Raw genomic sequence first — 18,729 nt, forward strand, 5'->3', positions numbered from 1 at the left:
GGAAATACCGCTGATAAATTCCAATTAATGTTCTTTATCTCCCTAAAAATCTTCAGATAAATTCCTTATTTAGCACATTATTATCAGATTTCAATAGAATGATAATAATCATTTCCCTACCAATAAAATAGAGTTTATATTTGCAGTATTGTTAAAAACAACCACTTTTATGGAAACTTTAGTTACTGCAAAAAAAAATATTAAAGCAAAAGGATTTTTAGATATTGAAACTCCTAATATTAATTATCGTGAAGAGATTTTAAAATTAAAAAAGGAAAAGAATGCTGTTATTTTGGCACATTATTACCAGGTTGATGAAATTCAGGAAATTGCAGATTTTGTAGGAGATAGTTTAGCTTTAGCACAACAAGCTGCCAAAACAGAAGCAGATATTATTGTCTTTGCGGGAGTTCATTTTATGGCAGAAACTGCAAAAATATTAAACCCAACTAAAAAAGTACTTTTACCAGATTTACTAGCAGGTTGTTCATTGGCAGATTCTTGTCCGCCAGAAAAATTTTCAGAATTTAAAAAACAACATCCAGATCATATAGTGGTTACATATATTAATTGTTCTGCAGAAATAAAAGCTCTGAGCGATTATGTTTGTACCTCTTCTAACGCTAAAAAAATAATCGATTCTATACCAAAAGAACAACCTATTATTTTTGCTCCGGATAGAAATTTAGGAGATTACCTAAACAAGGAAACAGGAAGGGAAATGTTACTTTGGGACGGAGCTTGTATGGTACATGAAGCTTTTTCTATGGAAAAGTTGATTGATTTATATAAAGAAAACCCTGATGCTGAAATCATAGCACATCCAGAATCTGAAGCTCACCTGCTAAAAGTAGCAGCGTATATTGGCTCTACCTCTGGGCTTTTAAGCCATGTGAGAAACAGCGAAAAGAAAAAATTTATTGTTGCAACAGAAGCTGGAATTTTATATCAAATGTTACAAGAAAATCCTGATAAAGAAATTATTCCTGCGCCAGCAAAAGAAGATAATACTTGTGCTTGTAGTGAATGTGCCTATATGAAAATGAACACTTTAAAGAAGTTATACTTGTGTTTAAAACATGAATTACCAAATATTGAAGTTGCTGCAGAATTATCTGAAAAAGCAATAATTCCGATTAATAGAATGTTAGCACTTTCTAAATAACAATTTAAAATGTTACCCGATAAAAAAATAATTTCGACTGATTTCTTGGTGATTGGTTCTGGTATTGCAGGATTAACTTTTGCGCTAAAAACTGCTACAGAGTTTACTGAAGCAAAAATTACAATCATCACAAAAGATGAACAAAGTGAGTCTAACACAAAATATGCTCAAGGTGGAATTGCAACTGTTTACAACAAAACAGTAGATAGTTTCGAGCAACACATACAAGATACTTTGTTAGCTGGAGATGGTTTGTGTGATGAAGAAGTTGTTAGAATGGTAGTCGAAGATGCTCCAGAAAGATTGCAAGAGCTCATCAATTGGGGAACAAAGTTTGATGAAAAAGAAACTGGAGATTATGATTTAGGTCGTGAAGGAGGTCATTCTCAAAATAGAATTTTACACCATACAGATATTACGGGTGCAGAAATTGAACGTGCTTTATTGGCTCAGGTTAATGCATTACCAAATATCAATTTTTTTACACATCATTATGCCATCGACTTAATTACTGAGCATCAAGTAAAAAAGAAAAAAACAAAAAGAAATGGCAAAATTTCCTGCTATGGTGCATATGTTTTAGATGTAAAAGAGTCTAAAGTAAAAACTTTTATAAGCAAATTTACAGTTTTAGCTTCTGGTGGAAATGGGCAAGTGTACGAAACAACAACAAACCCAACAGTTGCAACTGGTGACGGAATAGGGATTGCCTACAGAGCAAAAGCAGAAATTTCTGAAATGGAGTTTATTCAGTTTCACCCAACAGCATTATACAATCCTGGTGAGTATCCTGCTTTTTTAATTTCTGAAGCTGTTAGAGGTTTTGGTGCTAAATTAAGAGATTGTAATGGTAATTTTTTCATGCATAAATATGATAAAAGAGAAGAACTAGCTTCTAGAGATATTGTAGCAAGAGCCATTGATAATGAGTTAAAAAAGAGCGGAAAATCGCATGTCTATTTAGATTGCACACAATTAAATCAAGATAAATTTAAAGAGCATTTTCCTAACATTACAGAAAAATGTGCTTCTCTTAATATTGATGTTAAGAAAGATTACATTCCAGTAGTTCCTGCATCACATTATATTTGTGGTGGTGTAAATGTAAACAAAAAAGCAAAAACATCTATCAAGAAATTATATGCCTGTGGTGAAGTAACTAGAACTGGTTTGCACGGAGGAAATAGATTAGCTTCTAACTCTTTATTAGAAGGATTAGTATACGCTCATAAGGCTTTTCTAGACGTTTCTAAAAAATATAATAAAGCCAAAACACCAAAAGATATTCCTGTTTGGAATGATAGTGGTATTGTTAAAAACATGGAAAAAGTACTAATTACGCATGATAGAAATGAAGTAAAAACTATTATGACGAATTACGTGGGTATTGTGCGTTCTAACGAGCGTTTAAAACGCGCCGAGAAAAAGTTAAGCGTACTTTATGAAGACAATAAACGCCTATATGACCATTCTGAACTTTCTGTAGATTTATGCGAATTAAGAAACTTAATTACAACTGCATATTTAATTACGCAGTTTTCTAAAAAGAGAACCGAAAATTGTGGTGGCTTTTATAGTTTAGATTGTATCTAAAAAAATGCTTGCGAACTAACGTTCAGAGAAACTAGCTAAACTTGGTAATAACAGCAACTAACTCGTTTTTCTGTACTGCACCAGATTGACGCCAAACTTGTTTACCAGACTTGTATAAAATTAAAGTAGGTACACCTCTAACTTGGTATTTAGCTGCTAAAGTTTGGTTTTTATCTACATCTATTTTAACAATAGAAATTTTATTACCTAAAGTCTCTTTTACTTCTTTTAAAATAGGACTCATCGTCTTACAAGGTCCACACCATTCTGCAAAAAAATCTACTAAAACAGGTTTCTCTTGATTGATTATTTCTGTAAAATTCATAATTATTATTTTTTAATGACCTCAAAAATAATTCTAAATAAAAATATTTAGTGTCACTTTTGCTATAGTTCTAAAACTTTAATACTATTTCTAAAAAGTTTAATTTTATTTTCATTTTCTAGTTTTTTTAGTAGTCTAGAAATCACGACCCTAGAAGTGTGTAGATCTTCTGAAATTTGTTTGTGAGTCGTGGTCAACTCATCATTCTGATTTACCATTGCTTTGTCTTTTAAATACTTAAAAAGACGTTCATCCATCTTTAAAAAAGCAATTGTATCTACTGCATCTAAAAGTTCATCTACTCTATTATGATAGCTTTGTAAAATAAAAGATTGCCAACTTTTAAAATTGCTTAACCAAGCTGTCATTTTTTCTTTTGGCAACATAATTAGTTCTACATCTGTTTCTGCAACTGCTCTAATTTTGCTTTTATTTTGCCCCATACAACAAGATAGTGTCATGGCACAAGTATCTCCTTTCTCTAAATAATACAGTATCAATTCTTCTCCTTTCTCATCTTCTCGAAGAATTTTAATAGCACCAGACAATAATAATGGCATCGATTTTATATAATCTCCTATCTCTATAATTGTAGTTTCCGCAGAAAAAGTTTTAGGAACGCCAACTGTACCTATTTCTTTAATTAAATCTTCTTCGAAAAGATAACCAAAATTTGCGTCTAACTCACTTGTCATTACACCTTATTTTTTACATCTATAAAAGTAATGAAATGATTTGTAAAAAGAGAATTTCTTGTAACAACAAATACCCGAGAAAAACTCAGGGTTTTTCACTAAAAAAAAGTTATTTATTTTGCTTTTTTGTCTGTACTCATTAATAAATAGACAGCAACAACCAAACCAACAACAACTACTGCAAAAACACCAATCATAATTGTGCCATTTACCCAAGAAACAAGTGGTACGTTTAAAAACTTCATATTCTGTTTAATTTTATTGCAAAATTAAACAGAATATGAAGTTTAAATTATGATATAAATCAGTTTTTAGAAATTTATATTCAAAATATCTCCACTTAATTGTAATAATTGTAATTCAATTAATTTCGCATCGAATTTTGCATTACTAAAAGCTGTTTTAGAATTGATAAAATTTATCTGAGCTTGTCTAAACTCGATAGAAGTAACTTGCCCCAATTTGTAACGTTCTTTAGTTCTATCGAAATTATTTTGAGTTGTAAAAACATTTCTCTCTTGCGCTTTTAGAATGAATAACTGATTTTGATAATTCTCCCAAGTATTTTTTAGCGTATTTTCTACAGTTACTTTTTGCTGTTCTAATAATATTTGCTGGTTCTCTAAAGCTATTTTTGAATTCGCAACGCGTGTTTTTGTACTTCCACCATCAAACAAATTCCATGATAAATTTAAACCCGCATTTAAGCCGTTAGATGTTGAACCTGCTAAAAAAGAGGTTGCGGGGTTTTCACTTTTATTCCAACCATAAGAAGTATTTAAGCCCAAAGAAGGTAAATAATTTGCCTTGTTTATTTTGATATTAAATTCGCTGATGGCAATATTTTTTTTGTTTTGTTTTAAAATTGTATTATTTGCGATTGTTTTTTGTTGAAGTTCATCAAAATTCATCATTTTAATAAAATCTACTGCGGTTTCTACCACATAATCTACCTCTTTTTCTACTCCTAAAATAATATTTAAGCCACGTTTTACGTTACTTAATTGCTGATTGGCACTTATTAAAGTAATGCTATCATTATTAACATCTACCTCAGCATTTAACAACTCTAATCTGGTAGATTGCCCATATTCATATTGATATTTTGCACGCTGCAATCGTTGTTTAGAAATAGACAAAGCCTCGTTTAAATTCGACTTATTTTCAGACAATCTTGCAATTTCAAAATAAGTAGTAAACAACTGTAAATAGGTGTTTTCTATCGTTTCTTTTGCTTGTAATTCTGTTAAATTATAGGTTTCTTTTAATTGCTGATAATTGTACTTTCTACCTAAACCATCAAAAATAATATAGTTTACATTTAAAGATGCATTATACGATTTTGTTACGGCACCACTTACAATCGTAGAAGTACCGTCTTGTCTATTAATCGTCTGATTATCGTTTCTATAATTTGCACCAGAAGAAAGTGAAGCCGTTGGCAAAAAACCTGTATTATAAATACTGGTATTGTTTTTTGCAACTTCTAAATTGTTGTTTGCTATTTTAATTCCGAAGTTATTCTCTAAGGTAATTTTTAGCGCTTCTTTTTTAGTTAAAATTTCTTGTGAAACTCCTTGTAAAGTCGATAAAAAAACGACTGCCAATACTGTGTTTTTAATGATCTTCATTTTCGTCAAATTTAGATTCTATAATAGCTCTTTCTACTTCTTCTTTAGTAACTTCTTTGCCAGTTATTAACCATTTTACCCCCACTTTTATCGAGTTAGAAACAGATAATAATAAAGGCAACATTACCAATGTTAAAATGGTTGCAATTGCAATTCCGTATGAAATAGAAATTGCCATCGGAATTAAAAATTGTGCTTGCCTACTTGTCTCTAATAGTAAAGGTGCTAAACCCGCAACCGTTGTTAAGGAAGTTAAGAATATTGCTCTAAAACGAGATTGACCAGCAGCAATTAATGCATCGTCAAATTTCATTCCTTCTTTTAAATAATTGTTGAATTTACCAATTAAAACCAACCCATCATTTACCATAATTCCTACGAGCGCAATAATTCCTAGAAAAGATAAAATTCCTATTGAAAAATTATGAAAATAATGCCCCCAAACAACACCAATCATACTAAAAGGTATCATAATAATTAACAGAATTGGCTGGCTATAAGAACGGAATGTGAATGCAATTACAATATAAATCAACAATAAAATAATTGGCCCTACAACACCTACAGAATCTGTAGTTTTCTTTGCTTCTCTATTCTGGCCTTCATATAATGGTGAAACTGTTGGATATTTAGATATTATTTCGGGCATAACACGCGTTTTAATATCAGCTAAAATTTCTGTTGCACTTGTTTCAAGATCCTTTAAATCTGCAGTCACTTGTATTTCTCGTTGCCCTTTTAAATGATTAATTGCGATGTCTCCTCTTTCTATAGTATAATTTGCAATTTCAGAAAATGCAACTCTGGTTCCTGTAGGTGTAGAAATACGCATGTCATCTAAATTTTTTATAGAAGACCTGTCTTTTTTATCGTATCGAACCCAAACTTTAATCTCATCTTGTCCGCGTTGAAAACGTTGTGCCTGAAAACCAAAGAAGCCATATCTAATTTGCGCCATAATAGATTGCAAATTCAACCCTAATAAATAAGCGTTGTCTTTTAAGGTTATTTTTATTTCTTTAATTCCCGCAGGATCATTGTCTGAAATATCTTTTAAAAGTGCATTGTTTTCTAGCTCTAGTTTTAATTCTTGTTTGGCAGCTTTTAGTTCATTTATATTATTACCTAAAAGGGAAACCGCAACAGGGCTTCCACCAAAATTACCTCCAGAGCCAATAATTAAACTTTCTACACCATATACTTTACCTACTTTATCGCTAATAGAATTGGTAATTTCTGGTGATGAAAAATCTCTTGCTTCACCAGGTAATAAGTTTACAGTTAAAGTAGCATTTGCACTTCCTGGACCAATTCTTTTAATTACATTTTCTACAACAGAAATATTTCCTGTTTGTTTTTCTGTATATTCTTTGTTTGTAATCCAAACTTTTTCTTCTATAGATGAAATAATTGAATCTGTAATCTGCTCATTGGTACCTTGCGGCATTGTTAACGTAATCTGAACTCGATCACTGGCAACTCTTGGAAAAAAAGCTTGTTTTACAATTCCTGCATTCATTGCTAAAACACTAAAAATAACTAATGCTACTGGTATTGAAAATGCTAAAATTTTGTTTTGTAAACAGAATTTTAAAAAAGGCAAATAAAAAGTATCTCTTAATTTTACTAATAAGCCATCTGCAGCTTTGTTTATTTTATTAAAAAAAGTATCCAGTGCATTCGTCTTTTTTTCTTCGCCATTTTCTAATCTTTTTCTGTCTAAAGCTTTCGAATGCGCAATATGTGCAGGTAAAATAATTAATGCTTCTATTAAAGAAACCGTTAAAGTTAAAAGTACAATGGTAGAAACTTCACCAAAGAAACTTCCGATTCTACCGTCCACAAAAAAGAAGGTTGAAAAGGCAATAATTGTAGTTAATATTGCGGAAACAATTGGTGGAATTACTTCCATCGTTCCGTCTATAGCAGCTTGAATTTTCGTTTTCCCTAAATCGTAATAATGATGGTAAATATTTTCTCCAATCACAATACCATCATCCACCAAAATACCAATTACTATTATCATTCCAAAGAGTGATAATACATTAATAGTTACATCGAATTGTGCGGCAAAAATAAACATTCCGAAAAACGCAATTGGTAAACCAAAGGCTACCCAAATTGCCAAGCGTAAGTTTAAAAATAATGCTAAAAAAAATAGTACTAATAAAATACCTACAACACCATTTTCTATTAACAATTTTGTTCTTCCGTTTAAAGTGATGGAAGCATCGCTAGAAACATTTAATTGCACATTTTGTTGCTGCTGATTAAATTTATGAATGTATTCTTTTATTTTATCTGCAGAAGAAATTAAATCTTCATTATTGGTGTTACTAACGGTTATATTAATAGCTAAGTTGCCATTATAGTACAATCTATCTGGATTTTCGGACCATGTATCTTTTACCGTACCAATGTCTTTTAAACGAATAATATTTCCGTTAGGACTTGTTCTAACAATTAAATTCTGAAGTTCTACACCATAATAAGAACGATTACTTGCTCGAATTAGATAATCTTCTTCAGACGTCTTTATGTTACCACCAGTAATTAATATATTAGAATTTCTAACAGCATTTGCAACTTCTGTGAAAGACATATTATACGAACGCAAATCGCTTTCTCTAACGGCAATTTCGATTTCTTCATCTGGAAAACCAGAAATCTCAACTTGAGATATTCCTTCAATTCCTCGAATATCATTTTCTACATTTCTAGCATATTGCTTTAACGATTTTAAAGGAACATTTTCTCCACTAACTGTAAAACTAATGGTAGGTCTAACACTTTCTACTTTAGCGATTACTGCGGGCTCCATACCTGAAGGAAAAGACGGAACTCTATCTACCGCATTTTTTACATCAGACAAAACAACATCTATATTTTTGCCCTTTTCTACTTCTATATTTACACTTGCAGAATTTTCTCTAGAAACAGAGGTTACTCTCTCTACTCCCACAATTCCTTTTAAATTGTCTTCAATCTTTAGCACAACACCTTCTTCCATTTCTGCTGGTGAGGCTCCTGGATATGCTAGATTAATTCTAATTAATTGCGAATCTACTAGTGGAAAGAAAGAGGATTTCATACTGAAAGCACCAACGGCTCCAAAAACAATAAATGCAATAATAATTACATTTACAGCCACTGGGTATTTTATAAAATAAGTAATGATTTTTTTCATAGCTTATTTCTTTTTGTTGATTTTTACAATCATACCATCAAAAGCACCAGGCAAAGTTTGTGTTAAGATTTTATCGTTGTCTTTTAGTCCTTTAATTACAACCCTTTCAGACCCAAAATAAACAGGATTTACCGTTACCAAACTTAAAACACTATCGTTTTTAACGGTATAAACGGCAACATTATCTACCAATAATTTTCTAGGAATCTCAATTGCTGCTGTTTCAGATTTTGCAATTAAATTTGCTTCTAAAAACATTCCTTCTTTTAAATCTGGGTGTTTAACATCTATATATGCTTTTATTGTTTGCGAAACCTGATCTACTTTACCGTTTACACGCACAACTTTACCCGTATAGTTTCTAGTTTCTTCTAAATTAGAAAGTGCTACAGAATTGCCTACTTTTAACAAATCTGCAAATTCTGAATTGATGGAAACTTCCATTTCATAAACACTTGGGTCTATAAATTCCCCTAATTTTTGTCCGACTCTTACTAAAGTACCAGGACTTACTAGCGCCTCTGTTAACGTTCCTCTAAAAGGTGTTTTTATTTGATATTTTGCAAAACGAGCTTCTAAATTTTTTACATTATAATAAGCAGTTAAAATTCCTCTGCCAGAAATAAAATATTTTTCTTTATCTGATGAAAAATTCGGCAATTTAGAAGTTGATTTGTTCATATCAAACCCTTTAATGTAGGTTTCCCACTTCGAGAACTCTACAGGGTAATCTAAACGTAAATCTGGTAAAATTGCAGTAATTAAATTATTTAGATTACTTTTCTGAGACTGCAAGCTTGCGTAAAACTCATCACTATTAATACTTAATAAGACTTCACCTCTATAATAATTTGTACCCGCTTTAAAAGGCTTATTAGATGCTTTTAAAATCCCTTGAACTTCAGAAAATATTTCTATTTTATTTCTCGCAGTTAAGTTTCCGCTAGCAGACAAAATAATAGGAATCGATTTGTTCTCTACCGTATCTACAAAAACTGTTTTTATTTGTTTCTTATATTTTGGCTTGGGTTTTTGGTTTTTATCAATTAGATAATTCCCTAAAAGAATAGCACCTACAATAGTTAAAACTCCTAGAATAGCTAGAATAATTTTTCTCATAATAAATAAAGTTTACCTTTTTTAGAATAAAAAAAGGTTTTGGTAGTTTGTACAAAGATAGTTTTTAGACTAAAAGTATTTTATGAGGTTTAAAAGCAATATGTTAAAGAAATGTTATAATTATTAAATTTAAACTAAAAATTATAGAATCACTTTTTTTTAGCATCTTTAGATCTTCAAAAGAAAAATAACAATGTCTTCTAATTTTAGAATTTCTAGAGCCTTTAAAAATGCAAAAAGAATTAGTTTTAATACAGATTCCAAATTCGTGTTTTTTAGCGATTCTCATAGAGGAAACAACGGTTTTACAGAAGATTTTGCTCGCAACCGAGACATGCTCAAACATGCATTAGAGTATTATTATAAGAATGATTTTACTTATATTGAACTGGGTGATAGAGATGAACTTTGGAAAAATAGACGTTTTGAATCCATTTTTAGAGCCAAAAAACACATTTATATGTGGTTGAAGAAATTTCATGATAAAGACCGATTACACTTAATTTTGGGGAATCATGACATGAAGTATAAAAATGCAGCAACAATTCGTAAGAATCGGCACTATTATTACGACTCAATATCTGACACAAAAAAGAACTTTTAATTGGTACATCATTTTCTGAAGCAATTGTTTTAGATGATAACAGGAAAAGGCATTTTTTTACTACACGGACATCAAGCAGATTGGTTTAATTATGTGTTTTGGAGGCTGAGTAGTTTCTTGGTAAAAGTACTTTGGAACCCCTTACAAATTCTAAGTTTTTCGGACCCAACAAGTCCTGCCCAAAACTTTAAATAATGTATAAAAGTGGAGTGTAAATTGGAAAAATGGATTCAAGAAAACAACAATCAAATGATGATTACTGGTCATACACACAGACCTCATTTTCCTAATGAAAATAAAATTTGTCTTATAAAATGGCACATTATTACCAAAGAAAACGGAACTATGCAAATTAAGAGACCCCCTCTAGAAGGACCAGAAAGCTTAACCCATTATATGAATTAATTTGATTTGTTGTACCAACACAAATACCGCGTTATTTTTCTCTTCTATAGATGAGATTCCTTCCCAAATTTGGGAAGCTTTAGGTTGTACAAAAAACACCTACTTTCATCCTGATTTTCTAAAAGCTCTAGAAAATAATCACACTAAAATTACGTTTCATTATATTGTTTTAGTAGATAATAAAAATAAACCAACTGCTTTTGCAAGTATAAAAATTATTGATTTTTATTTAAAATCCATTAAAAACGACTTAAAGTTTTTAAGAAATATCGGCAGAAAACTACACGTATTTCCAAATAAAAAACCCTTGAAATTATTAATTTGTGGAAACACATTTGTAAGTGGAGAACACGGTGTTTTCATAAAGGAAAATCAAGATAAAAAAGCCATTGTAAAAGAACTCGCAGAAAGTATCAATCATTTTGTAAATTCTGATAAAAAACTAAAAAAACAAATTGATGCATTCTTAATTAAAGATTTTGCAAACGAATCGCTGTTTATTACAGATGAATTAAAAGAATTTAGTTATCATCCGTTTTCTGTAGAACCAAACATGATGCTTCAAATTGATGAAAATTGGCTAAATTTTGATGCTTATTTGGCTTCAATGAAAACGAAATTTAGAGTAAAAGCAAGAAAAGCTTTTAAACAAAGTATAAACCTTCAGGTAGAAGAAGTTACAACAGAAAACATCGAAGAGCAATTAGCAGAAATGACAACTTTATATGAAAAAGTTGCTTCGAATGCAGGTTTTAATTTAGGCAATTTCAATTTAGAAACCTATACCCAATTAAAAGAAAAATTAGGCGAAAACTATATTCTAAAAACGTATTGGTTAGAAAATAAAATTGTAGGTTTTCTTTCTGGTGTAATTAACAAAACATCTTTAGATGCACATTTTGTAGGTATTGATTATCGACTAAATAGAGAACATGCAATTTATCAACGAATGTTATATGACTACATAGAAATTGCTATCAATAAAAAATTAAAAATAGTAAACTTTGGAAGAACTGCTAGCGAGATTAAAAGTTCTGTTGGTGCAGTTCCGCAAGATTTAACCATGTATCTTCGTCACAAGAAAACGATTAAAAACAAAATTTTAAAGTTATTTTTGCAAAGAGTTCAACCAACTCCTTTTCAACAAAAATTTCCTTTTAAAAAATAGAAATAAATGCAAACTAGTAAAGAATTAATTGCCCTTTTAGATTTAAAAGATTTAGGAAATAATATATTTAGCGGAAATAGTTATACTATTGGAAGTCCGAATGTTTTTGGAGGCCAAGTACTAGCACAAGCCGTAAACGCCGCTTATAGAACAATACCAAAAACTCGTTTTTTACATTCTTTGCACGGTTATTTTTTAGAAGCAGGAGATTTAACAATTCCTATTCATTACAAAGTGGAAGAAATGCGAAACGGTGGAAGCTTTTCAACTAGAAGAGTAACTGCAATTCAACGTGAAAAAACAATTTTTATTTTGGCGGCGTCTTTTCATCAAAAGGAAGATGGTTTCGAGCATCAAGCAACTTTTGATTCGAATATAAAACAGCCAGAAGAGTTATTAAGTTGGGAAGATATGTTGGTACAGTTTGGTGATTTTTTACCAAAAACGACCAAAGATTTTTTAAGCGTAAAAAGACCTATAGAGTTTAAACCTGTTAGAGTTCCAAACCCTTTAGACCCTAAAAACTTACCGGCAACAGAACAAGTTTGGTTTCGCTTAAAAGGAGATAGTCATGATGGTTTAGATATAAGAACCAAACAAGAAATTCTTACTTATATTTCTGATTATAATGTATTAAATGCAGCTTTTAACCCTAATGGTAGCGAGTATAACTTTGGGAACACACAAACCGCAAGTTTAGATCATTCGATGTGGTTTTTTAGAGATTTCGATTTTGATGACTGGATGTTATTTTCAGCAGAATCTCCAAATGCCTTTGGCGCTAGAGGTTTAGCGAAAGGAAACATCTTTACAAGAGATGGAAAACTAGTTGCTTCTTTTGCACAAGAAGGATTGTTAAGACCTAAGAAGAGTAAAAAATAAGTAGTTTCAGTATTAAAAATTAAAAAAAATATTATGAGTGATGCTTTATTATACGTTTTCACCACAAACGGATTGTTATTTTTAATTAGTATTATTTTTTGGAAATTTCCACCGAAAAAAATCAATAGCCTTTATGGTTACAAGACACCAAAAGCACAGCAAAATCAACAAATATGGGATTTTGCAAACAGTACTTTTAATAGGAGTTTACTAATCTATGCTGGTATTTCTTTTCTTGCAGGTTTAGCTTTTGTAACATTTTTAAATGCCGAATTAACCTGGCAACCAATGGCTTTTGTCTTTTTATCAATAATTGTAAGTATTGTAAAAACAGAAAAAGCATTAAATGATAATTTTACGGAAGAAGGTAAAAAGAAAAAAATTAAAAAGTAGCCATAAAGGAAACAGATAAATTTCTTCCTGGTGAAGCAACGCCAGATGCGAACTCTATATAGTGCTGATCTAATAGATTATCTAATCTCGCTTGTACAGAAAAGTTTGTATTCACTACATACCTTCCATTTAAGCCTAATGTAACCCAACTTGGTGCACCAAAATACATATCTATATCTTCAGTTGCATTTGCATCGACAATTGGTGTTAAATCATGGTTGTCAATTCCTTCTGTAATGTTAAAATCTTCAATATCTTTTTTAGCATTAAAACGAATCGCCGCTCCCAACTCAATTTTATCTGCTCTATAATTCACTTCAAAATGACCAAATAAAGGAGGAATAGAAGACATTGGTTCATTTGTGTCATAGGTTCTTCCTTTTGTATACGTTATAAAACCAGACGTTTTCCAAGCATCGGAAATTTTACCTAAATAATTGGCTGTAAAACCAGTAATGTAAGCTCTTTTTTTATTTTGATTAGAGACTGCGTTCCCAAACTCTCCATCAAATTCCACTTGCTTTATACTTCCGTCTGTGTTATAAACAAAGTCTCTTTGAATGTAATTATCTAATAAAGTGTAATAGACATTGGCTCCAAAACGGAATTTTTTATCATTAAAATATTTCTGAACTCCAATTTCTGCATTGTATGCAAATTCTGGAGTTACATTTATATTTGGTACGGTAACATTGCCTGATTTTTCTCTAACTCGACCAACATCATCAATGTTTGGAGATCTAAAACCAGAAGAAACAACACTGTTTAATTGCCAATTTTTATTCGGTTTGTAAACATACCCTAAAGTTGCAGTTACAGCAGAATGATTTGCTTGAATATCACTTTCGGGTAATTGAATAAATGATTGATCAACCCACGTTGCATTTAAGTTTGTATTTGTAAAACGAATACCCGAGTTTAAAGTAGATTTACTATTAATATCTTGTCTATAATCTATATAAATTGCAGAACTTAAATAATTACTACCACCATCTGGATAACGAGATTGTACGTTAAAATTGTTTGAAAAACCATCAATCTCTCCGTTTACAATGTTTAGCTCTTTACCAATAGCATTTGAATTTACATCATTATAAGCAAACTCAAAACCATAAGAAAGTGTTCTTTTCTTATCTTCTGTTAGCGATATTGAAAAGTCTCCATTCAAACTAAAAACATCTACCGTTTCTTCTCTGTAAGATCTATCTAAACTGCCAAATTTACGTTGAATTCTGCTTTCTTTTAAATTTTGATACGCTGCGGTTATAACTCCGTTTTCTATCCAATTTTTATTCGGATTTAGTAATAATTGCGTAGATGCTAAAAATCTTTCTTGTGGGCCATAGAACCATTCTGCGAACTTTAACTCTCCTTTTTTCAACTCTGCTAACCTGTCAAATCTTGGTATGTCAGATGATGTAGAATATTGAAGATTCACCTTTAAATCTGTACTTTTTGACAATGGCACAAAGAATTTTTGTAAAACATCTGTCTGATTATAACCTGTATTCCTTTGCAAATTCGGATCAGTATTTACAGTAGGATTCTCTTTGTAATTTCCATTGCTATTTTCTGAGTAGAAAAACACTTTTCCCCAAGTATCAAAACCATGAGCACGATTTTTACCTGCTTTTAAATCGCCAAAATCACTATATGAAACACTTGTTAAAGATGCCCATTTTTTCCTTCTAATTTCTGCGGTAACATTGGTTGTAATTTCATGGTTTACTGTTGAAAACCTAGAAAATAACTGACTCTTCACTTCGTTTTCTTCAGATAATTTTGGCGTTTTTGTATAATAATGAATTACACCACCCAAGGCATCTGAACCATAAACAACAGAAGAAGGTCCGAAAACAACTTCTGTTTTATCTAACATATTTGGAGTAACTGTTATTGAGCTTTGTAAATGTCCTTTTCTATAAATAGCATTGTTCATTCGAACACCATCTACCACTAATAAAACACGGTTAGATTCCATACCACGAATTACAGGGCTTCCACCACCAAATTGAGATTTTTGCACTTTTATCCCAGGAATTGTTGCTAATAAATCTGCAGAGGTTTGCGGTGAAACCTTCTGAATATCTCTCGCATTTAGAACAGCAATTTGTTCTGCAATTCTGTTTGTTTTTTCATCCGTTTTAAACAAAGAAATTACTACTTCATCTAATTGCTCAGATTCTTTGGTTAAATAAACAACATAGTTTTTAGATTTTATAACCGATTTCCTCACTCTTAAAACCGAGTAAGAAAGGTGAGAAAACACTACAAATTCATTGTTTTCAAAAATAGAAATATCTGCAAAACCATTATTATCTGTAATTATGCTAATCGTTTGTTTGTCATTAAAAATACTTGCATTTTTAATAATTTTACCTGTTTGCTGATCTATGACCTTTATTTTTTGTGAAAAAGTAAAACCACTAACTAAAAAAACGATTGTAAAAAGTAAATTCTTCATTAATTAAAAACTGTTTCTAAAATTTGTAACGATTTCGGTTTCCTAAAACCGTCCAAATGTAATTCAAAATATCTAATTATAATTTGCAATACTAATTGCCTCTCATTTTTACTAAAAGACACGTTTTCTATACTATCAAAATTTATGCCTAACAGCTTTTTAAATTGATACAATTCGTTACCAGAAATAACATTTTTATCAGTTATTGATTCTGAAAAACTTCCATTTAACAAATCGAAACCATAAATTGAGGTTTCTGTGGTATCTGGATAAAACCCTAAAAAACGAGAGGTATTTAATAAGAAAAGCAAATGAAAATTAGCCATTTTATCATGAACATCTAACCAAGTTAAACTTGCTTCTAAATAATTGTAAAAATCTGCATTCTTTTCTTCTTCTTGAATGCTATTAGATAATACTTCAGAAAGGAATAACACCACAGATTGTTTTACAATATCTCTGTAAATTGTTTTGTACGGATTTAAAATTTGAACTTCTTTTAAAGTGTGAAGAGAACTCTTAGAGCTATGGTTTGCAACTAAAGTTAATTGCGTTAACGGTTGAAAATAAGCTATTTTAATCCCGCCTTTTTTCGCTTTTAAAATCCCTTTTATAATGTAAGATTTTATACCTTCTTGCTCGGTATAACATTTCACTATTAAACTAGTGTCGCTATACTTTAAGCTACTTAATACAATTGCTTTGGTAGTTACAACAGCCATTTAATTAACAATTGCTATTTTTGTAACTGAAGTTTCAGATGCGTCATCATTAGAAAGCAAAACGATGTATACACCAGATGCCACTTTATTGCCTGCTAAATTTTTCTTGTTCCAAACTACTTTTCCTCCTTGTAATTCTTGCCCTTCCACAACATTGGTTTCATACACCAAATTGCCTGCAACATCTAATATTTTTACGTTTGTTCCTTTAGGTAAATGTGTACCGTTTCTACCATCTATAGTGATAGTTTCATGATTTCTCAATGCAGGGTTTGGATACGCGTAAACTTCACCTAAAACATCACCAAAAGGTGCAACATTGCTATTATAGGCAACAATACCTTTGTCTGTAGCAAAGTATACTTTACCTGTAGAATTATCTACTCTAATCTTTAAAATTCTATTGGAAGGTAAAGGTGAGTTTTGCTTGCTAAAATTTGCAATTGTTTTTTGCCCACTTGGGTTTGTATATAAAACACCACCATTGTCTGTACCAATCCATTTGTTATCTGCACCATCTACAGAAATTGTATTAATGGTTTGATCTCCTCCTAGTTTTTTAGCAATACCATCATCTAAAATTATAATAGGGCTTGCATTAGAAACTGTTTCTTCAAAAACACCAGAGGCATTACTGTAAACTACCAAACCAGATTTTGTGCCTAACCAAATTCTATTGCTTTTATCTACAGCTACTGTATTTACGTTTGCATCTGGTAGATTACCCAAGTTTGGAGTTGCAATTAATGCTTTTTTACGACCCCCATTTTCATTATAAACGTAAACACCGTTCCTTCTTGTCCCTATCCAAATACTATTATTTCTGTCTACAACAATTTCTGTTAGACCAGGTTTATTAGAAACTGATTCTAAAATTCTCAAATCTACACTACTCCATTTTCCACTAGCAGAAAATTTCACTAATTCTTCATCTGTTTCATAATTTGTTGCCCAAAGGTTGCCACTACTGTCAAAAACAGAACCACTAACTCTAATATTAATAAGAGGTAAAGAAACCCCAATTGGTGTAAAAGAACTGTTTAAATGATTATAAGTTTCTACATGTATATTATCTTCTACTACAAGCAAACCACCTGTTGGTTTCGTAAGTATATTATTACTTACACCTAAAGCACTAATATAAACCCTGTTTTTATTGTTAGGATCTATGGTAACATCTACTAAATCATTTGGTAAGTTTGAATTAAAATTTGTGTTTACCCAAGACTCTCCATTAAAATGACTATAACCTTTTCTATTTAAAACTGGTGTAAATGTAGCATCATAACCACCATAAACTACCCAAAGGTTATTATTTTGAGCCGTAATAGAAAAAACGTCATTAGACAAAGGACCATCTGGATGTATTTCTAAATAAGTTGAAGGTTGGGTATTTGTTGCTACTAAAATTCCGAATTCTTTAGTTGCTAGAAAAACTTTATCATCTTCAAAAAAAGCATTATTTAAAGTATAATTAAAAATTGTATTTGGTGTAAACTCACCAACTTTAGTCATAGTAGTATCTAAAATAATAGCTCTTTTAGCTAAAGCAATACTTAAATGTGTTGCAGATGTTTTTATACTCTTTATTTCTTCAGATCCTTCAGAAAAAACAACTTCTGGTGGTGTATTCGTTCCATCAAACCGATACAGATTAGCGCCTTTTGTAACGTATAAAACATCGTTAAATAGAACAATTTCTTCGTAGTTTTCGCCTGTAAATAATGGTGTCCATTTACTAGAGTCTATTAATAAATTACTAGTTACATCTGCTTTAAAAATACCGCTTTCTGTGACCGCATAAATTGTATTATTAACAATAATTGTTTCGTTTATTTTTATGGATGCTGAATTGTTTCCTATAAAATAAGTATCGCCAAACTCTAACCTTTTTATGTCATAAACTACTACCGCAAAGGGTGTCGATAAATAAAGCTTACCATTAAACTCTGATATATGATTGATACTCTTCTCGCCAGATTGATTAAAATTAACAATGTCTGAAGAAATAGTAATACGACCATCATCATCTACAACCTCTACCAAACCATTTTTATAACCAATTACTAGTCTTTTATATTCTTTATTGTAATGAATAGCTGCTGTTGGTTCACCAGACAAACCTTGCACTGAAGAAAGTTTGTTAATTTCTCCGTTTGAAGTATTGTATGTAAAAACAGCATTATCTGTTAAAGCATAAATAATAGTATCTACCTTTGTAAAATATTTTACATTATTATATGAGTAAAAATCTTCCCAAGAGGCACTATAATCTGTTTGTGAAAATATTGCTAGAGAAGAAATTAGTAAATAAAGAGAAAAGAGTTTTTTCATTTAAATATTTTATAATTCAAAGATATTTATTAATTGTTACAA

Annotated in this window: 16 protein-coding genes; 7 read left to right on the plus strand and 9 right to left on the minus strand. The window is 30.8% G+C overall.

The features are described 5' to 3' along the window. The first annotated feature begins 169 nt into the window (after nt 1-169). Together nadA and nadB are read left to right on the plus strand one after the other, a co-directional pair. Entirely contained in the window at nt 170-1,165 is a 996-nt protein-coding gene (gene nadA / locus CW731_RS09645; RefSeq protein WP_100946529.1) for a quinolinate synthase NadA, read from the plus strand. 9 nt (nt 1,166-1,174) lie between these two features. Then, complete coding sequence (nadB, locus tag CW731_RS09650) at nt 1,175-2,758, plus strand: L-aspartate oxidase (protein ID WP_100946530.1); 1,584 nt, start codon at nt 1,175-1,177, stop codon at nt 2,756-2,758. Between the two features lie 31 nt (nt 2,759-2,789). Here nadB and trxA read toward each other — a convergent pair whose 3' ends face one another. The 6 genes from trxA to CW731_RS09675 form a co-directional block, all read right to left on the minus strand. After that, nucleotides 2,790-3,083 (minus strand): thioredoxin, encoded by a 294-nt coding sequence (gene trxA, locus CW731_RS09655; protein ID WP_100946531.1) that lies wholly within the window; start codon nt 3,081-3,083, stop codon nt 2,790-2,792. Nucleotides 3,084-3,145: 62 nt separating this feature from the next. Continuing rightward, the gene (locus tag CW731_RS09660) at nt 3,146-3,778 is read right to left on the minus strand and encodes a Crp/Fnr family transcriptional regulator (RefSeq protein ID WP_100946532.1); all 633 of its coding nucleotides are present in this window, start codon (nt 3,776-3,778) and stop codon (nt 3,146-3,148) included. Between the two features lie 113 nt (nt 3,779-3,891). Continuing rightward, nucleotides 3,892-4,023: a hypothetical protein gene (locus tag CW731_RS15895; RefSeq protein ID WP_302849628.1), complete on the minus strand. Its 132-nt coding sequence runs from the start codon at nt 4,021-4,023 to the stop codon at nt 3,892-3,894. Between the two features lie 66 nt (nt 4,024-4,089). Further along, on the minus strand, nt 4,090-5,409 hold the full coding sequence (locus CW731_RS09665; RefSeq protein ID WP_100946533.1) for a TolC family protein: 1,320 nt from the start codon (nt 5,407-5,409) through the stop codon (nt 4,090-4,092). Beyond that, on the minus strand, nt 5,396-8,596 hold the full coding sequence (locus CW731_RS09670; RefSeq protein ID WP_100946534.1) for an efflux RND transporter permease subunit: 3,201 nt from the start codon (nt 8,594-8,596) through the stop codon (nt 5,396-5,398). Before CW731_RS09670 ends, CW731_RS09665 begins: the two co-directional genes overlap by 14 nt. 3 nt (nt 8,597-8,599) lie before the next feature. After that, nucleotides 8,600-9,715, minus strand: coding sequence for an efflux RND transporter periplasmic adaptor subunit (locus tag CW731_RS09675; RefSeq protein ID WP_100946535.1), 1,116 nt, complete (start codon nt 9,713-9,715; stop codon nt 8,600-8,602). Nucleotides 9,716-9,908: 193 nt separating this feature from the next. Between CW731_RS09675 and CW731_RS15955 the strand changes: the two genes are divergently transcribed. The 5 genes from CW731_RS15955 (at nt 9,909) to CW731_RS09695 (ending at nt 13,167) form a co-directional block, all read left to right on the plus strand. Further along, entirely contained in the window at nt 9,909-10,319 is a 411-nt protein-coding gene (locus CW731_RS15955) for a hypothetical protein (RefSeq protein ID WP_368356650.1), read from the plus strand. Between the two features lie 216 nt (nt 10,320-10,535). Next, nucleotides 10,536-10,724 (plus strand): hypothetical protein, encoded by a 189-nt coding sequence (locus CW731_RS15960; protein WP_368356651.1) that lies wholly within the window; start codon nt 10,536-10,538, stop codon nt 10,722-10,724. A 1-nt stretch (nt 10,725) separates the two neighbouring features. Continuing rightward, nucleotides 10,726-11,892, plus strand: a complete 1,167-nt coding sequence (locus tag CW731_RS09685; protein WP_232734657.1) for a peptidogalycan biosysnthesis protein — start codon at nt 10,726-10,728, stop codon at nt 11,890-11,892. 6 nt (nt 11,893-11,898) lie between these two features. Continuing rightward, the gene (locus CW731_RS09690) at nt 11,899-12,774 is read left to right on the plus strand and encodes an acyl-CoA thioesterase II (RefSeq protein ID WP_100946536.1); all 876 of its coding nucleotides are present in this window, start codon (nt 11,899-11,901) and stop codon (nt 12,772-12,774) included. A gap of 33 nt (nt 12,775-12,807) precedes the next feature. Beyond that, nucleotides 12,808-13,167: an SdpI family protein gene (locus CW731_RS09695; protein ID WP_100946537.1), complete on the plus strand. Its 360-nt coding sequence runs from the start codon at nt 12,808-12,810 to the stop codon at nt 13,165-13,167. On the opposite strand, the gene CW731_RS09700 is transcribed toward CW731_RS09695, so the two are convergent. From CW731_RS09700 to CW731_RS09710, 3 genes are read right to left on the minus strand one after another with little or no spacing between them, the layout of a single operon-like run. After that, nucleotides 13,157-15,631 carry a TonB-dependent receptor gene (locus CW731_RS09700; RefSeq protein WP_100946538.1) on the minus strand — a complete coding sequence of 825 codons (2,475 nt, stop codon included), beginning with the start codon at nt 15,629-15,631 and terminating at the stop codon, nt 13,157-13,159. The two genes, CW731_RS09695 and CW731_RS09700, sit on opposite strands and share 11 nt — an antisense overlap. Beyond that, a complete protein-coding gene (gene recO / locus CW731_RS09705) occupies nt 15,631-16,353 on the minus strand; it encodes a DNA repair protein RecO (protein WP_100946539.1) in 723 nt (240 codons plus the stop codon). The genes CW731_RS09700 and recO overlap by 1 nt, the downstream gene beginning before the upstream one ends. After that, on the minus strand, nt 16,354-18,687 hold the full coding sequence (locus CW731_RS09710) for a two-component regulator propeller domain-containing protein (RefSeq protein ID WP_100946540.1): 2,334 nt from the start codon (nt 18,685-18,687) through the stop codon (nt 16,354-16,356). Nucleotides 18,688-18,729 lie beyond the last annotated feature (42 nt).

This window comes from Polaribacter sp. ALD11 (genome assembly GCF_002831685.1).
In the GTDB taxonomy this organism is placed as follows: Bacteria; Bacteroidota; Bacteroidia; order Flavobacteriales; family Flavobacteriaceae; genus Polaribacter.